This is a genomic window from Pseudoalteromonas sp. PPB1, assembly GCF_015356275.1.
Lineage (GTDB): Bacteria > Pseudomonadota > Gammaproteobacteria > Enterobacterales > Alteromonadaceae > Pseudoalteromonas > Pseudoalteromonas rubra_D.
Map to the genome: position 1 here is coordinate 206,599 of NZ_JACEQV010000002.1, position 21,107 is coordinate 227,705.

At 47.3% G+C, this 21,107-nt stretch carries 17 protein-coding genes; 7 read left to right on the top strand and 10 right to left on the bottom strand.

The window, feature by feature from the left end; genetic code table 11:
- Positions 1–48: 48 nt before the first annotated feature.
- From map to dapD, 3 genes are all read left to right on the top strand, one after another.
- Positions 49–840, top strand: a complete 792-nt coding sequence (gene map / locus IY568_RS03220) for a type I methionyl aminopeptidase (protein WP_125564076.1) — start codon at positions 49–51, stop codon at positions 838–840.
- A gap of 160 nt (positions 841–1,000) precedes the next feature.
- Complete coding sequence (gene glnD / locus IY568_RS03225; protein WP_125564077.1) at positions 1,001–3,619, top strand: [protein-PII] uridylyltransferase; 2,619 nt, start codon at positions 1,001–1,003, stop codon at positions 3,617–3,619.
- Between the two features lie 11 nt (positions 3,620–3,630).
- Positions 3,631–4,458 carry a 2,3,4,5-tetrahydropyridine-2,6-dicarboxylate N-succinyltransferase gene (dapD, locus tag IY568_RS03230; RefSeq protein ID WP_125564079.1) on the top strand — a complete coding sequence of 276 codons (828 nt, stop codon included), beginning with the start codon at positions 3,631–3,633 and terminating at the stop codon, positions 4,456–4,458.
- A 53-nt stretch (positions 4,459–4,511) separates the two neighbouring features.
- Here dapD and IY568_RS03235 read toward each other — a convergent pair whose 3' ends face one another.
- The 4 genes from IY568_RS03235 to IY568_RS03250 all read right to left on the bottom strand — a co-directional run bounded on the left by IY568_RS03235 (position 4,512) and on the right by IY568_RS03250 (position 9,792).
- Complete coding sequence (locus tag IY568_RS03235) at positions 4,512–6,743, bottom strand: TonB-dependent receptor plug domain-containing protein (protein ID WP_194866774.1); 2,232 nt, start codon at positions 6,741–6,743, stop codon at positions 4,512–4,514.
- 72 nt (positions 6,744–6,815) lie between these two features.
- Complete coding sequence (locus IY568_RS03240; RefSeq protein WP_194866775.1) at positions 6,816–8,015, bottom strand: AraC family transcriptional regulator; 1,200 nt, start codon at positions 8,013–8,015, stop codon at positions 6,816–6,818.
- A 221-nt stretch (positions 8,016–8,236) separates the two neighbouring features.
- Positions 8,237–9,190 carry a heme-binding protein gene (locus IY568_RS03245; protein ID WP_194866776.1) on the bottom strand — a complete coding sequence of 318 codons (954 nt, stop codon included), beginning with the start codon at positions 9,188–9,190 and terminating at the stop codon, positions 8,237–8,239.
- Between the two features lie 302 nt (positions 9,191–9,492).
- A complete protein-coding gene (locus tag IY568_RS03250; RefSeq protein WP_049865423.1) occupies positions 9,493–9,792 on the bottom strand; it encodes a helix-turn-helix domain-containing protein in 300 nt (99 codons plus the stop codon).
- Positions 9,793–10,010: 218 nt separating this feature from the next.
- Between IY568_RS03250 and IY568_RS03255 the strand changes: the two genes are divergently transcribed.
- On the top strand, positions 10,011–10,457 hold the full coding sequence (locus IY568_RS03255; protein WP_125564086.1) for a helix-turn-helix transcriptional regulator: 447 nt from the start codon (positions 10,011–10,013) through the stop codon (positions 10,455–10,457).
- Positions 10,458–10,538: 81 nt separating this feature from the next.
- On the opposite strand, the gene IY568_RS03260 is transcribed toward IY568_RS03255, so the two are convergent.
- Positions 10,539–11,237, bottom strand: coding sequence for an FMN-dependent NADH-azoreductase (locus tag IY568_RS03260; RefSeq protein ID WP_138538975.1), 699 nt, complete (start codon positions 11,235–11,237; stop codon positions 10,539–10,541).
- Positions 11,238–11,363: 126 nt separating this feature from the next.
- Here IY568_RS03260 and IY568_RS03265 point away from each other — a divergent pair, with 126 nt between their 5' ends.
- Positions 11,364–12,245 (top strand): LysR family transcriptional regulator, encoded by an 882-nt coding sequence (locus IY568_RS03265; RefSeq protein ID WP_194866777.1) that lies wholly within the window; start codon positions 11,364–11,366, stop codon positions 12,243–12,245.
- 336 nt (positions 12,246–12,581) lie between these two features.
- On the opposite strand, the gene IY568_RS03270 is transcribed toward IY568_RS03265, so the two are convergent.
- The 4 genes from IY568_RS03270 to putP form a co-directional block, all read right to left on the bottom strand.
- Positions 12,582–12,908 carry a hypothetical protein gene (locus IY568_RS03270; RefSeq protein ID WP_194866778.1) on the bottom strand — a complete coding sequence of 109 codons (327 nt, stop codon included), beginning with the start codon at positions 12,906–12,908 and terminating at the stop codon, positions 12,582–12,584.
- Position 12,909: 1 nt separating this feature from the next.
- Positions 12,910–13,464, bottom strand: a complete 555-nt coding sequence (locus IY568_RS03275) for a hypothetical protein (RefSeq protein WP_125564094.1) — start codon at positions 13,462–13,464, stop codon at positions 12,910–12,912.
- A 21-nt stretch (positions 13,465–13,485) separates the two neighbouring features.
- Positions 13,486–13,665, bottom strand: a complete 180-nt coding sequence (locus IY568_RS03280; RefSeq protein WP_125564096.1) for a hypothetical protein — start codon at positions 13,663–13,665, stop codon at positions 13,486–13,488.
- Positions 13,666–14,050: 385 nt separating this feature from the next.
- A complete protein-coding gene (gene putP / locus IY568_RS03285; protein WP_125564098.1) occupies positions 14,051–15,529 on the bottom strand; it encodes a sodium/proline symporter PutP in 1,479 nt (492 codons plus the stop codon).
- A gap of 270 nt (positions 15,530–15,799) precedes the next feature.
- On the opposite strand from putP, the gene IY568_RS03290 reads away from it, so the two are divergent.
- Positions 15,800–17,023, top strand: coding sequence for an EAL and HDOD domain-containing protein (locus tag IY568_RS03290; protein WP_010385733.1), 1,224 nt, complete (start codon positions 15,800–15,802; stop codon positions 17,021–17,023).
- A 183-nt stretch (positions 17,024–17,206) separates the two neighbouring features.
- Complete coding sequence (locus IY568_RS03295) at positions 17,207–19,258, top strand: TonB-dependent copper receptor (RefSeq protein WP_194866779.1); 2,052 nt, start codon at positions 17,207–17,209, stop codon at positions 19,256–19,258.
- Between the two features lie 42 nt (positions 19,259–19,300).
- On the opposite strand, the gene IY568_RS03300 is transcribed toward IY568_RS03295, so the two are convergent.
- Positions 19,301–20,917: a hypothetical protein gene (locus IY568_RS03300; RefSeq protein ID WP_194866780.1), complete on the bottom strand. Its 1,617-nt coding sequence runs from the start codon at positions 20,915–20,917 to the stop codon at positions 19,301–19,303.
- Positions 20,918–21,107 lie beyond the last annotated feature (190 nt).

Consider the following 21,107-nt stretch of genomic DNA (forward strand, 5'->3'; position numbering starts at 1 on the left):
ATAAACTAGCCCGGTGTTGTTGCGTCGAAACTATGACTTGGAGTCTCAATGAGTGCAGTGATCAAAACCCCTGAAGAAATCGAAAAGATGCGTGTTGCCGGTAAGTTAGCCGCTGAAGTCTTGGAAATGATTGAACCTTATGTCAAACCAGGGGTGACGACCGATGAGCTAAACACCATTTGTCATAACTACATTGTAGATGTGCAGCAAGCCGTCCCTGCCCCTCTTAACTACCACGGTTTCCCGAAGTCGATCTGTACCTCAGTAAACCACGTAATTTGTCATGGTATTCCAAACGACAAGCCACTCAAAGATGGCGACATCATCAACATTGATGTGACGGTTATCAAAGATGGTTATCATGGCGATACCTCAAAAATGTTTTTCGTTGGCAAACCGAGTATTCAGGGTAAGCGTCTGAGCGAAGTCACTCAAGAAGCGCTGTACATTGGTATTCGTATGGTTAGACCTGGCGTACGCATTGGCGACATCGGCGCTGCTATCCAAAAATATGCGGAAGGCTTTAATTACTCTATCGTCCGTGAATATTGTGGCCATGGCATTGGTGCGGAATTCCACGAAGAACCGCAAATCGTCCACTATGGTAAAGCAGGCACCGGAGAAGCGCTTGAAGCAGGTATGTGTCTGACCATTGAACCTATGGTCAATGCCGGAAAACGCCACTGTAAGTTACTGAAAGACGACTGGACTGTTGTGACCAAAGACCGCAGCTTATCTGCGCAATGGGAGCACACGCTGCTGGTCACAGAAAACGGTGTAGAGATCCTGACATTACGCAGCGACGACACCATTGAGCGAGTAATTGAGCACAGCGCTTAATCACTCCAAAACGACGCCACCTTTGCGGTGGCGTTGTCATTAATCCACTATGCTGCCTTTTCATCCAGTTAAACGCCCTTCGCCAATCACAACCTCGCATTTTTTTGTCACTTAGTGTAAAACTGAGCTGTGAGTTTTGCGCGCAACATAGGGAGCCCAGGTGGCACTACCAAACAAAGTAAAAACGCTTCTCGACGAAGCGCAAACCTTGAACGATTACAAAAACTGTCAGACCTATTTTTACAAGTGGCTGAACAACCAGTTTTCTAAGCAACCCGTCAGACAGCTGATCAATGCCCGGGCCGAGTTTATTGACCGCTTATTGATTAAGTTATACTCCGACACCGGGCTGGCCCAATTCCCGGATTTGGCTCTAATAGGGGTTGGCGGATATGGTCGTGGAGAATTACATCCATATTCCGACATTGACTTTCTGCTGCTGTGCAAACAAGAACCCGGACCTGAACTGACAGAGTCTCTCGAGTCATTCATGACCTTGTTATGGGACCTCAACCTGGATATTGGTCACAGTGTCCGAACCCACGAGCAGGTACTCGAACAAAAACGTGAAGACGTACACTTCACCACCAGCCTGCTTGAGAGCCGATTAATTTGCGGCAATCATGTTGAGTTTGAACGCCTCAAAAGTCACATTGTTGAGACGCCCATCTGGCAATCAGATGAATTCTTTATCGCCAAGGTCAAAGAGCAACGACTACGTCGCAGAAAGTGTCACGGTACCGCCTATAACCTTGAGCCGAATATCAAAGAAAATCCGGGTGGCCTGCGCGATCTCCAGACCATCTTCTGGGTCGCTAAAAAACACTTTCATGCAGAAACACTCGAAGAGCTGATTAGTCATGGTTATCTGACTCACGAGGAGTATCAGGAACTGCTGGAATGCCTGGAAAACCTCTGGAATATCCGCTTTGCACTCCATCTGGCAGCCGGACGCAGTGAAAATCGCTTGCTGTTTGATTACCAGCCTCATGCCGCTGAGCTGTTAGGATTTGGTTCCGAGGGCAAGGCTTCCGTTGAACGCATGATGAAACGTCTGTTCCGGATCATGAGTCGTGTGCGCGAAATGAACCAGATGCTACTGGCGTATTTTGAGCAGAGCATTTTACCAGATCAAAGCGAACAAACCGTGATACCGCTCGATAACCACTTTGAGCGTGTTGGCAATAAAATTCGGGTGAAGAATCCTTCAGTGTTCTTTCGCCGGGAAAATCTCATTTTATTGTTTGAACATATTGCCGATAACCCGGAAATTACCGACATCGATCCCAGCACCATTCGCACTGTGCGCCAGGTAAGACGCCGCCTGTTGGGTGATTTGCAAGATTATGCCGCTTGCCGCGATGCATTAATGCGGCTGCTTAAACACCCCAACGGCATGGGCCGCGCGTTTACCCTGATGCACAAACATGGGATCATTGCAGCCTACTTGCCACAATGGCGAAATATCTTCGGGCAGATGCAATTCGATTTATTTCATGCCTATACCGTTGATGAGCACACACACAAGCTCATCAACAATATTTATCGCTATTTTAGTCATGAGCACCAGGGCGAATTTCCGCTGTGTACTGAAATCGTCACGCGCATGGATAAACCTGAGTTGCTGTATCTGGCAGGCATTTTCCATGATATTGCCAAAGGCCGGGGTGGCGATCACTCTGAGCTGGGGGCCGTTGATGCATCTGCGTTTGCACAAATGCATGGGTTCTCTTCATCCGACTGCAAGCTTGTTGCCTGGTTAGTCGAGAATCACCTGTTGATGTCGGTCACCGCGCAGCGTAAAGACATCAATGATCCGGAAGTGATCAACGAATTTGCCTCGCGCATTAAGAATGAACGCCAGCTCGACTATCTCTATTGTCTGACCGTTGCCGATATTCGTGCAACCAATGATAACTTGTGGAATGACTGGAAAAACACCCTGTTGCGGGAGCTTTACTTGCTCACGCAGCGAGCATTGCGTCTGGGTCTGGAAAATCCCATGGATATGCGTGATCAGATCCGCGATAAGAAACAACAGGCAAAACAGCGGCTGATCAATAAAGACTATCGCGAAGACCTGATTGACATGATCTGGGCGCGCTTTAAAGCCAACTACTTTACCGCATTCAGCGAACAACAAATTTCCTGGCAAACTGAATATCTACTCGGCCGAGATGACCTGAGCAAGCCCTGCGTGGTTGTCTCAGAACAGCCGATGCATGGCGGAACCCAGGTTTTTGTTTACGCGCCTTATGAAGCCAGTTTGTTTGCCAAACTGGTGGCAGTAATTGGTTCCAAAAAGGCCCAGATCCAGCATGCTCAGGTACTGACAACTAAAGACGGTTATGTGGTCTTTAGCTTTGTCATACTAGAAGTAGATGGTCGCCCCATCAGCGGTACCCGCGCCAAAGCTTTGCGGCGCAGCCTGGAAGTGATCCTCACAGATCCGAAGAAGAAAATCCGGCTGAAGAAAAACCGCTCGCAACGTTTTAAAGACTTTAATATTAAACCTAAGGTCGTGGTACGTCCCCACGCCCGCAGTGACCGAAACCTAATAGAGATCCAGGCAGTGGATATTCCAGGCTTATTGACTAAAATAGCCGAAGTTTTTCAAGTCCATTCACTGCATATTCACGCCGCACGTATTACCACAGTGGGCGAACGCGCGGAGGATTTCTTTGTGGTCTCGGACAAAGATTATCAACGTCTCAGTGAAGATGCCAAAGCATCGTTACATCGCTCACTGATGAAAAAACTCAATGCAGAATCTGAATAAATGAGGACACTATGTCGGATTTAAAAACCACAATTGAACAAGCCTGGGAACAACGCGATACCATCACACCCAGTGATGTGTCACCTCAGGTAAAAAATGCCATCATTGATGCGCTGGCTTTACTGGACTCAGGCGCAGCACGCGTTGCTGAAAAAGTCAGTGGCGAGTGGGTTGTGCACCAGTGGCTGAAAAAGGCGGTTCTGCTGTCATTCCGTATTCGCGATAACCAGCCTATGCATGACGGGGTAAACCAGTTTTTCGATAAAGTCCCGCTAAAGTTTAGCGACTATACACCAGAGCAGTTTCAGCAAGGTGGCATGCGTGTGGTCCCCAACGCCGTTGCACGTCAGGGTAGCTTCATCGGCAAAAATGTGGTTTTGATGCCGTCTTATGTCAACATTGGCGCTTATGTCGACGAAGGCACTATGGTTGATACCTGGGCCACAGTCGGTTCATGTGCTCAGATCGGTAAAAATGTACACCTCTCTGGCGGTGTAGGTATCGGCGGTGTACTGGAGCCATTACAAGCCAACCCAACCATTATCGAAGATAACTGCTTCATCGGTGCCCGCTCTGAAATTGTTGAAGGGGTCATTGTTGAAGAAGGCGCGGTAATTTCAATGGGTGTGTACATTTCACAAAGTACGCGTATCTATGACCGCGAAACCGGCGAGATCCACTACGGCCGAGTTCCAGCAGGTGCCGTTGTCGTCCCAGGTTCATTACCAAGCAAAGATGGTACTCACAGCCTGTATGCGGCGATCATAGTTAAGAAAGTGGACCAGCAAACGCGTGAAAAAGTAGGGATCAACGCCCTGCTTCGCTCAGTTCAGGACTGATCCACCGTCTGATTTAAGCCCGGTGTAAAAACCGGGCTTTATCTCACCAAAAGTCAGAATGCCCACTTCACTCCGAACGACGGAATAATCGGCAACCAGTGCCCGCGCTCTTCTTTTTTACGTAACTTTCCCTGTCTATCTACTGAGTAGCTGGTTCTATCTATACAACATTCATTGTCAAAGTTCAGTAAATTAGAAACTTCAAAGAAAACAGTTAACCCACTGTTTGATAATGGATAGATTTTATGAATTCTCATATCTATACGTTTGTAGTTACCCAGTTTAAGCTGGTTACGCTCATTGAGACTACGCTGGATTTCGTAACCGCCATTGGGCGTATTTTTTACCAAACGGCCTGACTCGCCAGTCATAGGCCAGCCGGAATGAAAATACACCAGCCCACTGATCTGCCAGCCATTATCGAACTGATAACGACTCGTCAGCTTGACAGCATGCCTTTGATCCCAGCTACGCGGATACCAGCGTCCGCTAATGCTGTCCTGTGCGTTAGACCAACTGTAACTCGCCTGCCACTGCCATTGAGAAGTAATGTGATGCTGAAAACTCAGCTCAACGCCTTTAACTCTGGCTGAGTCCGGGGCAACCCGATACCTGTCGGCCTGCCCTTCTGGTAAGAATTCATAAAGATCAAACGCATTCTCATACCAGGGCCGCAGCTGTGACAGTTTTTTCAGATACGCTTCAGCGCGCCATTGAAAAGCCGGGCTCAGCGCATGCTGATAAGATAGAATGACATGACGCGCTTTCTCTACGCCATGAAACTCAGTGGTGCCATCAGCGACCTGCAAGCTGAGAATATCCTCAGGCTGGTAATAATCTCCGGCGCTCAGGGAAACCCGCTGTTCGTCGGCTGGCTGATACAAGAGCGCAACTCGCGGGCTCCATTGCGCTTTGGTAAACCCATAATAATCCTGCTGATCCCAGCGCAAACCCAGCTCAGCTACCCAGTCAGGGTTAAGTCGCCAACGATCACTGATATAGGCACCAAACACATTACCGGATGCAGTTAGCTGTGTTTTTTGCTGACGATAGTCTTCACCGTCATAGTTCACCTGATACCAGGCTTCCAGCCAGTAATCATACTCTGCATCCAGGTATTTGGCTTCAAAACCCGACTCCAGATAATGACTGTCACTAACACGCCATTGCCAGTCTTGTTTCAGTGAGTAGGCATAAAAGAACTTGTTATCGTCCAGGGTAAGCCACACTTCGGTCGGGTCGTATTGACCGCCGCTACGGTCTTCCTCGACTCTGGCGACTGACAATAACGTCTGGCTGCTCAGATCCTCACGCCAGTCTGAGTGCAGGACCGCCCACGCGTAGGCGCTGCTGTACTCGCCACTGACCTTTTCCTTCACCTGATATTCCCGGACTCCATCCCATTCAGTAAAGGTGTCATCAAGTATTTCATCGTCCCAGGCATAAAGAAAGTGTCCTGACAAAGACTGGGTATCCGTCAGCTCATAACTGACCTTCGCAAATAAATCCGCATAAATGGGCTCAAATTTGTTCGATTCATCTTCTACCGCATCCAGTACCAGATCAAGATAACCACGTCTGACTGATACCAGCCAGGTGCCTTTATCATCGTCAAATGTGCCCTGCGACCCGGCTCTGGCATTAATGAAGCTTACACCCAGACTATGTTTGTATTGGGGCATGTCATAGAGGCTTTCTATCGCCATGACACCGCTCATTTTATTGCCATAACGCGCCGTAAATCCGCCACTGGAAAAGTCCATCGCGCCTACATTGTCCGTGTCGACAATGCTAAACGCACTATTGAAGCTTTTCATATGAAAAGGCCGGTAAAGCTGCTGACCATCCAGTAACACGAGAACTTCATCCGAATGCCCACCGCGCACAAAAAAGTTAGCAGAATAATCACCTGCGGCAACACCCGGTAAAGCAGGCATCAGTCGAAAAATATCATCAGCAATGTGCGGCATTGACTCAATACGCTCTTTGGAGAGGAAGTGCGTATTGTGCCGGGTGGCTAACGTATACTGGCTGCCGGTGACCGTTATGCGCTCCAGATCAGACGGTGTAGCATTGGCATGTACCACAGCGGTATTTAAAAAGGCACAAATCAACAGAACAATCGGTGATCCTGATGCTTGCGCCAGATACTTGCCAGTCACCTGAGTTATATTTTTTGCTTGTTCGGGGTGAGTGCCATGATCTGATGGCGCACCGGGCAGTAAAAAAGGCAATGGCCGCGGTCGTAAAAGCCTGTCCTGCTGAACGGGTATTTGTCTTGTCATTGTTGTTTTCTCCATTGAAATAACAATGACATCCTTGCGCAGCGAGGGCTGCTTGTCGTCCTGACCGACTGATCAGGACATATTTTCTGCCAATATTTTACTTTGTTTTCGATAAGCGCCTGGTGTTAACTCGGTATAACGTTTGAATGCCCCATAAAACGCAGAGCGGGAGTTAAACCCACTGTCCAAAGAGATATCCAGAATACTTCTGTCTGGCTGGGACAACAGCAGCTGCTGGGCATGCATCACTCTGAGTTGATTGATAAAATCAAAAAAACTCATGTTTTTACTTTGATTAATCGCCTGGGAAACGTGGTGCCGGGAATGACCACATGCACAGGCCAGGTCGTGCAGCGTTAAATCCGCTTTAAGATACAGCTTTTCGTCCTGCACCTGCTCTTCAATTAGATCACAAAGCTGCACAGCCAGTGATTCTGACAGTGCTGAATTTAAGTACTTTTCACTGTTCGACTTATCCAGTTCAACATATTGATTACTCTGGATAAATATTTCTGGCTGACGCAAGCCGTAATAACTCATCAAATAAAAAACAATGACCACGCCCAACTCAGAGAAAAAGAACCAGCGCTCGCCAATCAACCAGTCATACTTACAGCCAAACCCACTGTCGTGATCAATACACGCCATAGCATTCACTTCTATCGCTTCATCGATGAACCACAGCCCATAAAGCGATAACAACATCATGAGTAAGCGTCTTAGCCAGTTCAGGTTGATCAGTTCAAGGGATGAAAAGTTATTGGCTGACAGGATCTGGTAGGCATTGAGCCTGCGCCACGCAAATATCAGATACACTGCAACCTGCAACATAGCGCCAAATATAAAGACATTTTCAAACCCTGCCAGATACCAGGATGGCAGGTCAGGGGCATACATATCGCCGTACAAAAACTGCCATTTGCTGCGTGCATCAAGCAAAAAGAAAGGAATGGCACAGAGCAGCGCCAGAACAAACGGGAGTAAATGAACGCGATTAAACGGAATATAGGCGGGCGATGTTAATCTGAGTACGTAGTAATAAAAACACGGTGCCAACAGAAAAGTCAGAGGCTCCTGAAATCCAATCAGATGAGGCAAATAGTAAAACGCCCCACTTTCATCAAGCAGTATAAAAAACAACAGTGCAACAAAGCACTGAATACACAAAGCAAGCATCCTGTTTGCATCATTCGCCGTATTCTTCCGTATCAGCTCGTAACTGAGATACAGACCATGAAGGCAACCCAAAGATAATATGACCAGTGTAAACATGTTAATTCTAACCGACGTGTTGCTTGAGGCGCAAATCGCGCCATTAGCTTGTGGCTTTATTGTTAATTATTTACACCTAGTGTGTTCCCTTATTAGTTAAATTGCAAGATGCAATGGGTCGGTGCCCCCTCGTTTTACACGTAAAATCCAAATGACCCCACAACATGGCGAGAAAACACCACTGCTGCAAACAAAAAAGTAAGCAGCAGCGACTGCGACTATCAGGTGTCGACTTTTTCCAGCGTGTTGATGCTGATGTGTGGCCAGCGAATTAATTCGCCTGGTCTGTCCTTACGATTGAAAAAGTCCAGGATCACGTTCTGAGAATATTGTAACCAAAGCTTTGGATTGCCGTTTTGGTCAGTCTCCGTTAATTCGTAGATCAAAAATGTGGAATGTACTTCAGCGGCATTCGCCTGGCGTGTGACAAACGGAATATTGTTTACAGAGCCCGACGCCGCGGTTGTACGTACTTCCAGCTTAGTGGTATTTTTCACTTTGCCAGCGCTGAGTAAAGGAGCAATCGCTTTTTGCAGCAGAGCATTTGCCTGGGTAGGATCAAACAGGCCTTCAAAAGGCTGATCTCTGAAGTGTTTATAAGGTGCCAGATAGGGGTTGGTGTCTATATCGCCCGATACGCCTATAGGTAAGCCATTCAGTGCAGGGATCTCAAAGCCAGACTGAGAATGTGCACTCTTACCCAATGCGATCACCGCATCGCCATGGGGAATACTGGACAGCCGGGCGATATCCAGATCATCGGTTAACTGATCACGCATATGCAACCACAGACCAGGTTCATGGTGAATTGCCAGGCCAGGTTTACCCTCAAGCCCGGAATGTGGATAGTCTTGCGCAGCAATCTGGTTAATGATTTGGGTGTAGTCGAGCGTAGCGACAGATTGATCTTCCGGAATACCCCGGTTTGGCACGCCTTTGTCCACCAAGCTGAAAGTCAGCTCTTCGTCATACTGATTCATGAGCAGCCGATAATCCAGATCGCCCGCGGCAAAAGGCAAAGCAATCATATTCCAGCCATGGCCTTCAAGATTACCTATGTTTTTCCAGGTGCCAGGGAGGTGGCATAACGGCCCTAGTTCAGAGTCCTGCTGTTCCCCAATAATAATCTTACGTTGGTTCTGATCAAACCCTAACTTCGATTTAACTGACGACATAAAATGGTTCCTTATACTTGCTTAATTGCACCCAGCGCACCATAGAAAAAGCAATACAGGTATGTTGGGCGTGACGAGGCGGGACCACCAGCAGAAGAGCCTGCTCTTTTTAAAAACAGTGCACTTTGGCCATTGACCAGATAAGAATCGCATGAGTCAGGACTCTCGCTCCCAATGGAAAGCTAGTACAAGATCAGCAATTAGACGAATAAAAAAGAGTAGCGGGCACGAGCGTGCCCAGACAACACGATATGTTAGCTAGGAGGCTTATCTGACAGAGGAGCTGTCAGTGAATAATTGCGTTAGGCCGACTGCTTTTCGTCGACCAGGTCGCTTTGCGCTCCCTGCTCCAGCAAGCTCATAAAGTTTGGCTGGCCAAAAATCATCATAATATCCAGTAATTGACAGGCAGATAAGTCAGACTTACCGCACTCCCAGTTAGAGATGGTTGCCTGATCAACAGGCGTAACAAGCTTTTTACCTAACTCAGCCTGAGTTAAGTTCATTTCTCTACGTAGGCGACGAATAGCAGTTTGAATTTGCTTCCTGGCTGCTATGGTGTGTGCTTTACGCACAGATTCATTTCTTTTAACAGTAGTCATAACATATCCGCTTATTATCAATCACAGTGTCTTACAAACCTAAAGCAACGTGTTTAAAGCCATGAAATTTACAAACGTCTAAACACAGGTCTGAGCCTACACCTACCCGGAGAGCGTTCCGGCCAAGTGTTTAATTTTTCGTCCCGGTTAGACATTTGACTGAGAGTCATGTAGTCTGAACGGGTCAGGTGGATAAATAATTAACCGGATTGGGTCATATGTCAAATACTTTTGCTACAAGATTAAAACAGTTACGTATCAACTTGGGTTATTCTCAGGTTGGCTTTTCAGAAATGCTGGATATTCCCACTGCTTCGTATCGAAAGTATGAGAAAGATGTTAGGGAACCTACCCTGTCGGTAGTAAGCAAATTCTTTTTACATCCGGTGACTAAAGACAGTGCATTATGGCTGCTGACCGGAGAGCATCAAAACGTGACCCATACGCCTCCAGCCCCTGTAGAGCCGCCGATGGCTTACCACTCTGACATGGAACAAAGCCTGATCACCAGCATTGCCAATTCCCTTGAGTTTATTTCCCATATGAAGTGGTTTACACCTGGCACGCAGGCAGGATATCAGGATTATGGCCATATTATTTTGCGCGACCTGAAACCCATCCTCCAGCAGAGTTCGGTCGCACACAATGAAAAAAGACGGGCTTAACAAAGCGCGTTATTGAATAAAACAAAAGTAACCCAAAGCGACCACTTTTGTAGTTTGACGGGTCAATCTAAGTGATCACGCTCATACAAACTGTACATCGGTGTGTTGCACTTGCTGACTCCGTGCCAGTGCAACTGCCAGGCTTTGCGCTTGCTCAAAAGCCTGTGTGAGCGACGCCTGATGCCTGTCATCGGCAAACTCCTGATATTCACTCACTATTTCATGCATAGTTTCAACTCCAAGATAACGACTTAACGTGCGTAAATGTGGCATCAGATGATTACTCTTAGCTCTGATCTCGGGCTCCTCGAAGCCAAATTCGCCACATGAGGCTATGGCAACCAGTGTCTTGCCAGACAATAATGGCGCTAACGGAAAGTCTCCTCGCTTGAGATCAAAATCAAATGTTTTGTTAACCCGAACAATCTGATCAAACCAGGCCTTGAGTTGTGCTGGCATACCATAATTGTACATAGGTGTTGAAATAACAATAATATCAGCGCGAGTCAGCTCATCGATCAGCGTATCGGATAAGGCCAATAGCTGCCTCTGCTCCCGAGTTCTTTTACCTTCCGGGGTGAATACAGCCCCAATCCAATCCTGAGTGATAAAGTGTGGAGGATGAGATCCCACATCACGATAGATATATTCATCTATTGAAGAGGTTTTCTGCCAGCTTTTAACAAACTGTTGGGCAATCTGCTTTGACAGTGAATTATGTGAGGGGTTTTCATTGTCAATCGCTCTGACGCTTGAATCTATGTGCAAAATTGTACTCATGCTAATTACCTTTTTAATTACTGAACGCGTCATAGTGTGCGTTAAGGCAATCAACTGAACAAACGATACTCTTGCACCTATAGATGAGTTAAAATCATCTATATATTTTTTGATTGGATGACTACCATGGCACTATCTGTTTCGTTACAGGCACTCAGGGCGTTCGACGCTGCAGCACGTCATGGCAGCTTCAAACGCGCCGCAGAAGAGCTCTCTTTGACGCCTACAGCGATTTCTCATCATATCAGTAAGCTTGAAGACCGCCTCAATGTGCGTTTATTTCAACGCTTGCCCAGAAAGGTCCTACTCACAGAAACAGGCTTGTTGCTGGCCAATGCGACTTCCGAGGGCTTTGCAACAATTGAAAGTGCGCTGGCAGACATTCAGCAACTCAATGAAGTCGTCCAGGTGAGCACCACTTCTTCATTTGCGGCGCTGGTGCTATTGCCTGCACAAGGCGCATTCTCAGCACGTTACCCGGACATCTCGATGCAGGTTTCAAGCGGAGAGCTGACGGACAATCTGCCCAATTCAATCCCTGTAAGGCTGGGCAATATAAAAGATGTCCCGCTCGAAGATCGCCTGAGCGAGGAACAATATAATCTGTTCGGAAACAAAGCGCTCGGAGCATTACAAAACTCAGCGGACCGACCAGTAATCTATACAACACGTTGGAAAAACCGCGCACTGTGCTCACCACCACTGGATGACTGGCTGGCACACAACGAGCTGAATAAGGAAGACTTTGTTATCCGAGAGTTTGATCAGGAGTTGTTTGGTATACAGCAGGCAGTGATAGAAAACGCATTGGTGTTTTGCTCAGAGGTACTGGTCCGTGGTATGTGTTCAGCCGGCCAGTTAACTCCAGTAGGAGGAAGAAGCATTGCTTCGTCATTGTGTTACTACATCCCCAATAAATCGCGATTCAGAACGCACAACGCCGTAAAATTTATTGAATGGGTTCAGAATTTAGTGGGACTAAAGAGTAATACCAATTTGCTTGATTAAGTGCTCTATTTTGAGGAGAGAAAATAGGGTCGATAACACCGCTCCCGCGCCCTGCTATCGCTGAGGCATCTACATCCATATAGGCAGGCAAAAAATTTGTGAACCTATGTCTAAGGTTCTAAATGAGAAACTGTTAACGCTATTAGCGTCATATTTGATCCTTCAAATAGAACAGGTATTAAGTGAAATTGGTCTAACAATATGGGTTAATGATTGCGCCAAGGTGTGAGCACGAGATTTACTCGCCTATCAGCAATCGAGAGCGCCTGATACCGTGGCGAATACCACTGGAAATACGTGTAAAACAACCATGGGAAAGCGCGCGGCGTAACAGGCCTATTTAACCACCTTCAGGATGACTTTGCCTTTATCAACGGCCTGATTGTTCTCCGCTCTGAATTCTTCAACGCGGTCGTAAATATCTTTAACACCGTAATATTGTTCAAGGTTCTTTTCAGCAGCAAGCAAGTCGCCAAACTCCATCACAATTTCATAGGCTTCACTGTACTTGTCTTCGACTTCTTCGTCATTGTCTTTTGCAACCTTGACCAAATTTTTAACACGTTGCTCAACAGGCTGAAGTCGAAGCCCCCTCACAATCATGGCCAGAATAAAAATCAACGCCACAACAATTAACATACTACCTATTAAGATGAGTTCCATATCATATCTCTCCTTTGGCAAGTTTAGATTCCATTATTCTATAGAATGGATACTTAGCTAAAATAAAAAATGTACCAACGTTGCACATCACTACAAATGGCCCGTAGATATCAAACAAGATGTCATTATTTAAGTAGCCTCGTAAAACCAACTGGCTAAAATTCATTAACATTACCGCAAGTGCAATGTAGGCTACAATCCTTGTAGTTGCAGAAAAACAGCACCCTCGAATGGCATGTAAGAGGTATAAAACTGTTATAAATCCAGCTCCTGTGCACACCAAAGCAAAATAATAAACTTGACGCATTTGCACCGACTCGAATGGAAGGCCTAAAATGTATGCCCCTAAGCTAGAGCTGGAGGTGTAAAACACAAGCACTGCAAGAGAAGATAGAAAGCATGAATGCAGCTCATGGTCACTTTGTTTTTTCAGGGTCTTTTTGCCCCCAAAAAACAGATCAAAGCGGTGCTGCTTAAAACAATAAAGCAGGAACAAAACAACGAATAGTTCTAACGCTGTTATTACCCACCCAGTAACTATAAAAAACTCATTCATGCTCGGCAAAAATCCTACTATTTACCCGCCAAAAAATACCGTTTTAGCTTCAGGGGAAAAACGCTGCATTTTTGGTTGTGCACCATTTCCACCACCAGTCCCACCAGCTACCAGGCGTACACTTTCTACAGTTAAATTCAGAGAGCTGTCTAGCTGGTTCATTTTTGGTTTGTTATTTAAGCGTTTTATAAAAAACTTCATAATAATTTCCGTCCTTCTTTGATATTTAAAAGGACCACCCACAAAAGGTTGCGTACATGTTAACCTCATTGACATATAGTAACAAGCATTAATTGCTTTAAATTCACATTATTGCGGATGATCTCCTGCACCATGACATTGGCCAACAAGCCTACCACTGACCGGATCACGATAGTGTCCATCATAAGGAAAATTAGAAAAATTGGAACAACAATACGACAAATCGGACATGCGAAAACTGTACCTGGTCAAAACTGGCGAGACTATAAATCTGCTCAACTGTCAGATTTTCTGGCTGAATGGTAGAAAAATCCGTCTGTGTCAGAAATCAAATACAAAAAAGCCGCAGCTAAAACGCTGCGGCTATTGAAGTCGATGCAACACTTTAAAGTGCTTTTTGCATTTCTTCGAACTTGTTTGTGATCTCAGCACGGGGCTCGGATGTCGCCAGGCTCACGGCAACAATCGCGATGGCTGAAGCAATAAACCCAGGTACGATTTCGTAGATAAGCGCACTAAGCGGTTGGCCATCTACCGTTACCGGGCCATAGATCCAGAACAATACGGTTGCTGCGCCCACTATCATGCCCGACAATGCGCCTGCAAAGTTCATACGCTTCCAGAATAAGCTAAGCAGTACCAGAGGACCGAATGCGGCACCAAAACCAGCCCACGCATTACTCACCAGGCTTAAAATGGTGCTGTCTCTGTCGTATGCAAGATAGATTGCAAACATGGAAACCAGCGCCACGCTGATCCGCCCTACCAGCACAAGCTCTTTATCTGACGCCTCTTTGCGCAGGAAGATCTTATAGAAGTCTTCAGTCAATGAACTGGAGCTCACCAGCAGCTGAGACGAAATGGTACTCATAATCGCCGCCAGAATCGCAGCCAGTAAGAAACCAGCAATCAGCGGGTGGAAGAGCAATTCAGATAAGATCAGGAAAATGGTTTCGGGATCTTCAACCACAATGCCCTTTTCGTGGGCATACGCTGCACCAAACAGGCCCGTTGTGATGGCACCTAAAGTAGCCACCAGCATCCAGCTCATGCCAATGCGACGCGCCGTTGGCATATCTTTAACGCTGCGCACTGACATAAAGCGCACGATAATGTGTGGCTGCCCGAAATAACCCAACCCCCAGGACATGGCAGAAACGATACCGATTGCGCCACCTGCGCCAATCCAGGTCAGTAACTGTGGGTTGATTTCATTAAGCGTAACGCTCAGCGGGTTATCCAGTAAAGAATAAGTCACCGCAGGCACTAGAATTAGCGCCAGGAACATAATACACCCCTGCACAAAGTCAGTCAGGCTAACCGCCAGAAACCCGCCAAACAAAGTATACAAAACAACCACGCCAGTCGTGATATACAAACCGGCTTCGTAACTCATACCAAAGGAGTTTTCAAACAGCTTACCGCCTGAAACCACACCAGCAGAGGTGTACAACGTGAAGAAAACAATGATCACCAACGCGGATACAATACGCAACGCATTGCCTTTATCTTCAAAGCGATTGGCAAAATAGTCCGGAATGGTTATCGCGTCGTTCGCCAGCTCGGTATACACACGTAAACGCGGTGCCACCAGCAAGTAATTTAAAAATGCGCCAATCAACAGGCCTATGGCAATCCAGGTACTGCTAAAACCGCTTACAAACATGGCGCCGGGCAGACCCATCAGGATCCAACCACTCATATCCGAGGCACCCGCAGACAGGGCCGCGACACTGGGTGGAAGGCTTCTTCCACCTAACATATAACCCGACACATCGCTGGTAGACTTACGATACGCGTACAGTCCAATACCCAACATGGCGATGAAATACATGGCAAGAGAGATCATAGTGCCAGTTTCCAAAATTACCTCCTATAGTCGGGCTCCTCTCCACAATATCAGATGCTGTTTTGTTGTTAGCTGAGATTGGGACAAAAGCCATTGCGAAAGGGCCACTATAACATGGCAAAGATCGCCACCCAAGTTACACAAGGTGAAGTGCCTATGAATTGCGCGCAAACAACCTCATACCTTAATACCAAAAGCTGAAACAAGCTGAATTAGTTAATGAAATATGCCTGAGATTGCCTTATATTGATGAACAGTAGAAGTATTCAGTCAGGTGTATCTTTCATGTATTTTTATGCCGCCAGGCAGCCAATCCTAAACAAAAACAAAGAACTCGTGGGCTACGAGCTGCTCTTTCGCGATGGTTTAGACAATGTCTTCCCTGAAATAGATGGCTCAGAAGCGACCTCCAGATTGATCGAAGGCAGTCAGTTTAACTTTGGTCTGGAAGATTTAACCGACAATAAACCGGCTTATATCAACTTCACACTCGACACCTTGCTGAAAGGTTACCCCACCATGATGGGGCGCGAACAACTGGTAGTAGAAATCCTTGAAACCGTGCAGCCGGGCAAACGCCTGCTGGGTGCAGTGCAGGACCTGAAGCAAAAAGGCTACACTATAGTGCTTGATGATTATCAGCATCAAAAAGTGTGGCGACATTTCTATCCCTTCATTGATCAAATCAAGATAGACATGCTGACCACAGATGTCGCGACCATTGAAGAGATCAAAGAAGCCATTGCGCCGTTTAAAAACATTGAACTGGTTGCCGAAAAAGTCGAAACACATGAACAGTATCAACAGGCCCTCGATCTTGGATTCAGCTATTTCCAGGGGTTCTTTTTCGCTAAGCCCGAAGTGGTTCAGAGTAAAACCCTGCCCCCTTCAGAGATGGCACTGGCCGAACTGCTATACGAAACATCCAGTGTTGACGTCGACTTAAAGCGCATCACACAAGTGTTCGAGCGCGACGTTAACCTCAGCTATAAGCTGCTACGCTACTCGAATTCAGCCGCGTTTAAACGTCGTGCCGAGATCTCCACCATTAAGCAAGCTTTGGTGGTACTTGGCAATCAGGAGCTGAAAAAGTTTCTTTCTTTACTCTTCGCCTCTCAGGTGTCTTCAGAGAAACCACTCGAACTGGTCCGTCTGTCTCTGACTCGCGCGCGTTTTGCCGAGTTATTAGCGGTTAAACACCGAAAACTAAAAGATACCGGCATGGCCTTCCTGGCAGGTATGATGTCACTGATGGACGCAATTTTAGATGAAAGCATGGACAGTGTAATGAGCAAGCTGCCACTGGCCATTGAAATCAAAGATGCCCTATTGAAGCAAGAAGGTCTGTTGGCCAGTTACCTTGCGCTCATCAAACTCTATGAGCAAGCCGACTGGCAGGGGGCCAATGAGCTGGCGCAACAACTGGGACTTGACCCTGATCTGTTGCCTGATTATTACCACGAAGCCCTGCAATGGTGTGATCAACAAATGGAAGTGATGGCCATATAGGTTGCACTGCATTTTATCATCCAAAAAACAGCTGCCATTTGGTGGCTGTTTTTGTTTTAGGTCAAAGTTTTCGATATTTTCCCCTACATCTTACGCAAGTGCGACAATTTGTCACATCCCAACCTTTTGCCTGACAAGTAAAATTCTTCTCAATAACAACGTGAAAACACTTTGGGAAGAATCATGACCAGAAACCTTATTTGGCTTGCTGTTACGGCCGCTTTTTCTGCACACAGCCAGGATGCACAGCACGACACACACTCTGACAGTTTAGAGCGCATCGTCGTTATCGCGCCCATGCACAGTCCTTTAGATATCAAAACCGATCCTAAAGCCCCAAGGCAACCTTTGCCAGCACAGGATGGTGCAGATCTGCTATCCAGTATTGCCGGGTTTTCTTTAGTTAAAAAAGGCGGCGCGAGCAGCGACCCTGTTTTTCGGGGAATGGCCGGATCACGTCTGAACATTATTACTGATGGCGGCCAGACGCTTGGCGGCTGCGGTGGCCGTATGGATCCACCTACGGCTTACATTACACCGCAAACCTACGATACCTTAACGGTGATTAAAGGACCTCAAACCGTCCTTTATGGCCCCGGTAACAGCGCCGCCACTGTCATTTTTGAGCGTGAATCTGAGCGCCTGAGCGAAACGGGCTGGCAAGGGTTTGCCAATGCAACTCTGGGCAGTTTTGGTAAGCGTATGATAAATGCAGACGTTAAGGGGGGCACAGAGGATTACTATGCACGCCTTGCTGCCAGTAAAAGCGACGCCGATGACTATGAGGACGGCGAAGGTAACTCCATTCACTCGGCATATGACAAGTGGAACCTCGACTCCGAGTTTGCCTACACGCCCGATGATGACAGCCTCTATAGCCTGAGCCTGGGTCGCAGTGATGGCGAGGTCGCCTATGCTGACCGCATGATGGATGGCAGCAAGTTTGACCGTAATCATGTTGCACTCAGCGTTGAACTGGATGAACTCACCGGGTTTATCCAAGCGCTGGAAGCCAATGTGTATTACAACAACATAGATCACATCATGGATAATCATAGCTTGCGCACATTTACGCCCACTATGATGATGAAAACCCCAACCTCATCGAATCCCGACCGTCGCACCTGGGGTGGCAAACTGATGCTCACTTCTGCCATCAATACAGAGCACACATTGCGTTACGGGGTCGATCATCAGCAAAACCGCCACCGCATTCGCGTCAGCATGAACCAGCCAATGATGCCGGTGGAAACGCTGCCTCGCCGTGATAATGCCGAGTTTAAACAAATCGGGCTATTTGGCGAGTTTGAATACGCACTCAACACAGAGGGCCCAAAGCGCAGCCAGTGGGTCAGCGGGCTGCGTATTGATGACTGGTCAGCAACTGATAAGCGTCAGCAACTTGGCTCCATGATGATGCCAATGCCTAACCCAACGGCCGACCAGACGCGTGATGACACCCTCTGGAGCGGATTTACACGCTATCAGGTCCAGCATAAAGATATGAGCTATTACATCGGTGCCGGGCACAGTGAACGTTTCCCCGATTACTGGGAGTTAATGGGTGGCGGACGCCGGGGTATAGATAGCATGAGTGCCTTCTTACTGGAGACAGAGAAAACAAACCAGCTGGATATCGGCTGGATGCTACAAAAATCCGCTATGACTACCTCTGTATCCTTGTTTTACAACCGCATAGATGATTACTTACTCACCGATAATCAGTACGAAGTGATGGACAAAACGCTGGCCGTGACCCGGAACATTGATGCGCAAACAATGGGGCTGGAAATGGAAACCCGGGTTGAGCTCAGCAAACAACTGAATTTCACAACCAGCATCAACTATGTGCGTGGCAGCAATAAAGCCGATCATACGGCGCTGGCACAGCAGCCTCCCCTGCAGGCACGTTTCGCCATGGATTACACGCTGGATAAATGGCAAGTAGGCGGTTTATGGCGTCTCGTAAAAAGCCAGAACCGCGTTGCTATCGGCCAGGGTAACATTGCCGGTCAGGATGTCGGACCCAGCCATGGCTTTGGCACACTGGCACTGAACTTATCTTATAGCCATTCAGATGAGCTGTTATTGAGTCTCGGGCTAGATAATGTGCTGGATAAAACCTATGCCGAACATTTGAGTCGCGCAGGCGCTATGGTCAGTGGCTATGCGCAAATCGACAAAGTGAATGAGGCCGGCCGTACACTGTGGGCCAACGTCAACTGGCGCTTCTGATTGAGCTAATGGGGCTGGCAATGCCAGCCCCTGTACCACTGCTTATTCAATCATCAACTCGATAAGCGGTGGCACCGGCTCACCATTTTCGTGATCCCCAATCAAGTATACTTTGCCATCTTTGACAACCAGATCACTGGGCATAGTCATATCCTCTGGCAGCAGATCGTAGACGGCCACAATCTCACCACTCAGCGTCAACTTAAGCACTTTTGTGAATTGCTCAGATACCATCCACAACGCATCTTCAGCGAAATACAGGCCCATTGCAGTATATTCATTGAGACTCCCTTCTGTCTCCCCGGTGTAACTGAGCGGCTGGCGAGATACAAGATTAAATTGGCTATCCAGGGTAAATAACCAGTCCTGTTGTGACGCGTCATCGCTATTGGATACCAGGAAGTAACGGTCTGTGAGTAGGTCGTACGCTAAACCTAAGAATTCATAAGGCGGCTCTCCCTCTTCATGCAGTGCTAATGGGTATTCTTGCACCAGCTGATACCCCTGCTCTGACAATGTAAAATGTCCTATCAGCTTAGAATCAGCTAACACAAAGATCTCCCCGTCTTTGCTTGTTACCGCTTCAGTACAACCCTGTCCACAGTGTATCGAGGCAAACGCCAGTTCAGTGCGGGTCTGGATCTGCAAATCCGCATTCAAAGAGTAGACTTCAGCTTGATCGGTGACGATTTCCCACCCCCCTTGCTGCGTGTACCAAAGTCCGGATGGCTGCTTAATCTCGTCTGGTAACGTGTAACGATTCTGCACCACCAGTTCACCGGTATCTTCAATAGGCCCGTCTCCCAGCAACTTGTCCCTGTCGGCCAGCAGTACCAGGTTATTCTGTTGGGCATTGGTGGTGATCACAACCTGCTCGCCAGAAAATATCGTTAAGTCAGTTATTTCCGCTTGACCAAACCCGGTAACATACCAGCCATTAAGCTGTGTTACCTGCTCTTCTGATACGTCAAACTGCATGACCACAGGCTGCCCGGACTCTGAGGCCAGTATCCAAAGCTCCTGCCCAAGATAAGACACGCCCTGAATAGTCATATTATCCGACAACGGGTACAGCAATAGCTGTTCGTCTTCTGGTTTAAATCGGATCACCTGATGGGCATTCGCGTCGTAGCCCCAGATATCACTGTTGTCATCGCTGTCCAGGCCTAATTCGGTGATTGCTAAGCTCGTTTCTAAACGCCAGGATGTGGTTTCATCACTTGTCAGATGGCGCTGGAAAATCTCATTGGTGCCCGTGACATACCACAGCTCATCTTCATACTGTTCTGTAGCCACAATGCTATCCAGTGCGGTTAATCTCAGCGCCAGCGGCTGATAAACACGCGGTGAAGCACTTATATCAATGCTACCCACCTCAATGCCTTGCTGAAATGTATGCAGGTCCGGGCCATTGATGTCCAAACTTGTCAGATTGGTGAGCGGCTGCGCGCCCGGTGCATAATCGAGATATTCTGAGACCGGAAAGTCTTCAACCAGTTCACGACCTGCTTGAGGTGCAATGAGTGCCAAATCATGCACAACACGACCAGGTGCTGGCTGCTCACCACCTCCACCTGGTGGATTAATTTTGTCATCATCGCCACAAGCGCTCAGGTTTAATGCAATACACACGGCCAGAAGTGATTTTAGGTATTTCATGTCATAGTTCCTTGTTGAGTGAAATTGCAGTCACTGTAGCGCGCTGAATGTCAACAAAGTGTCTATAGGCTGAAACTTGATAAGGTATAGAAAGAGCAGCAAATATCACCGTCTCTATACAGGCGACAACTGTATAAAAGCAAGTTTATACTGAGCTACAACGCAGGTTGTCTGCGATCGGATGCAATAT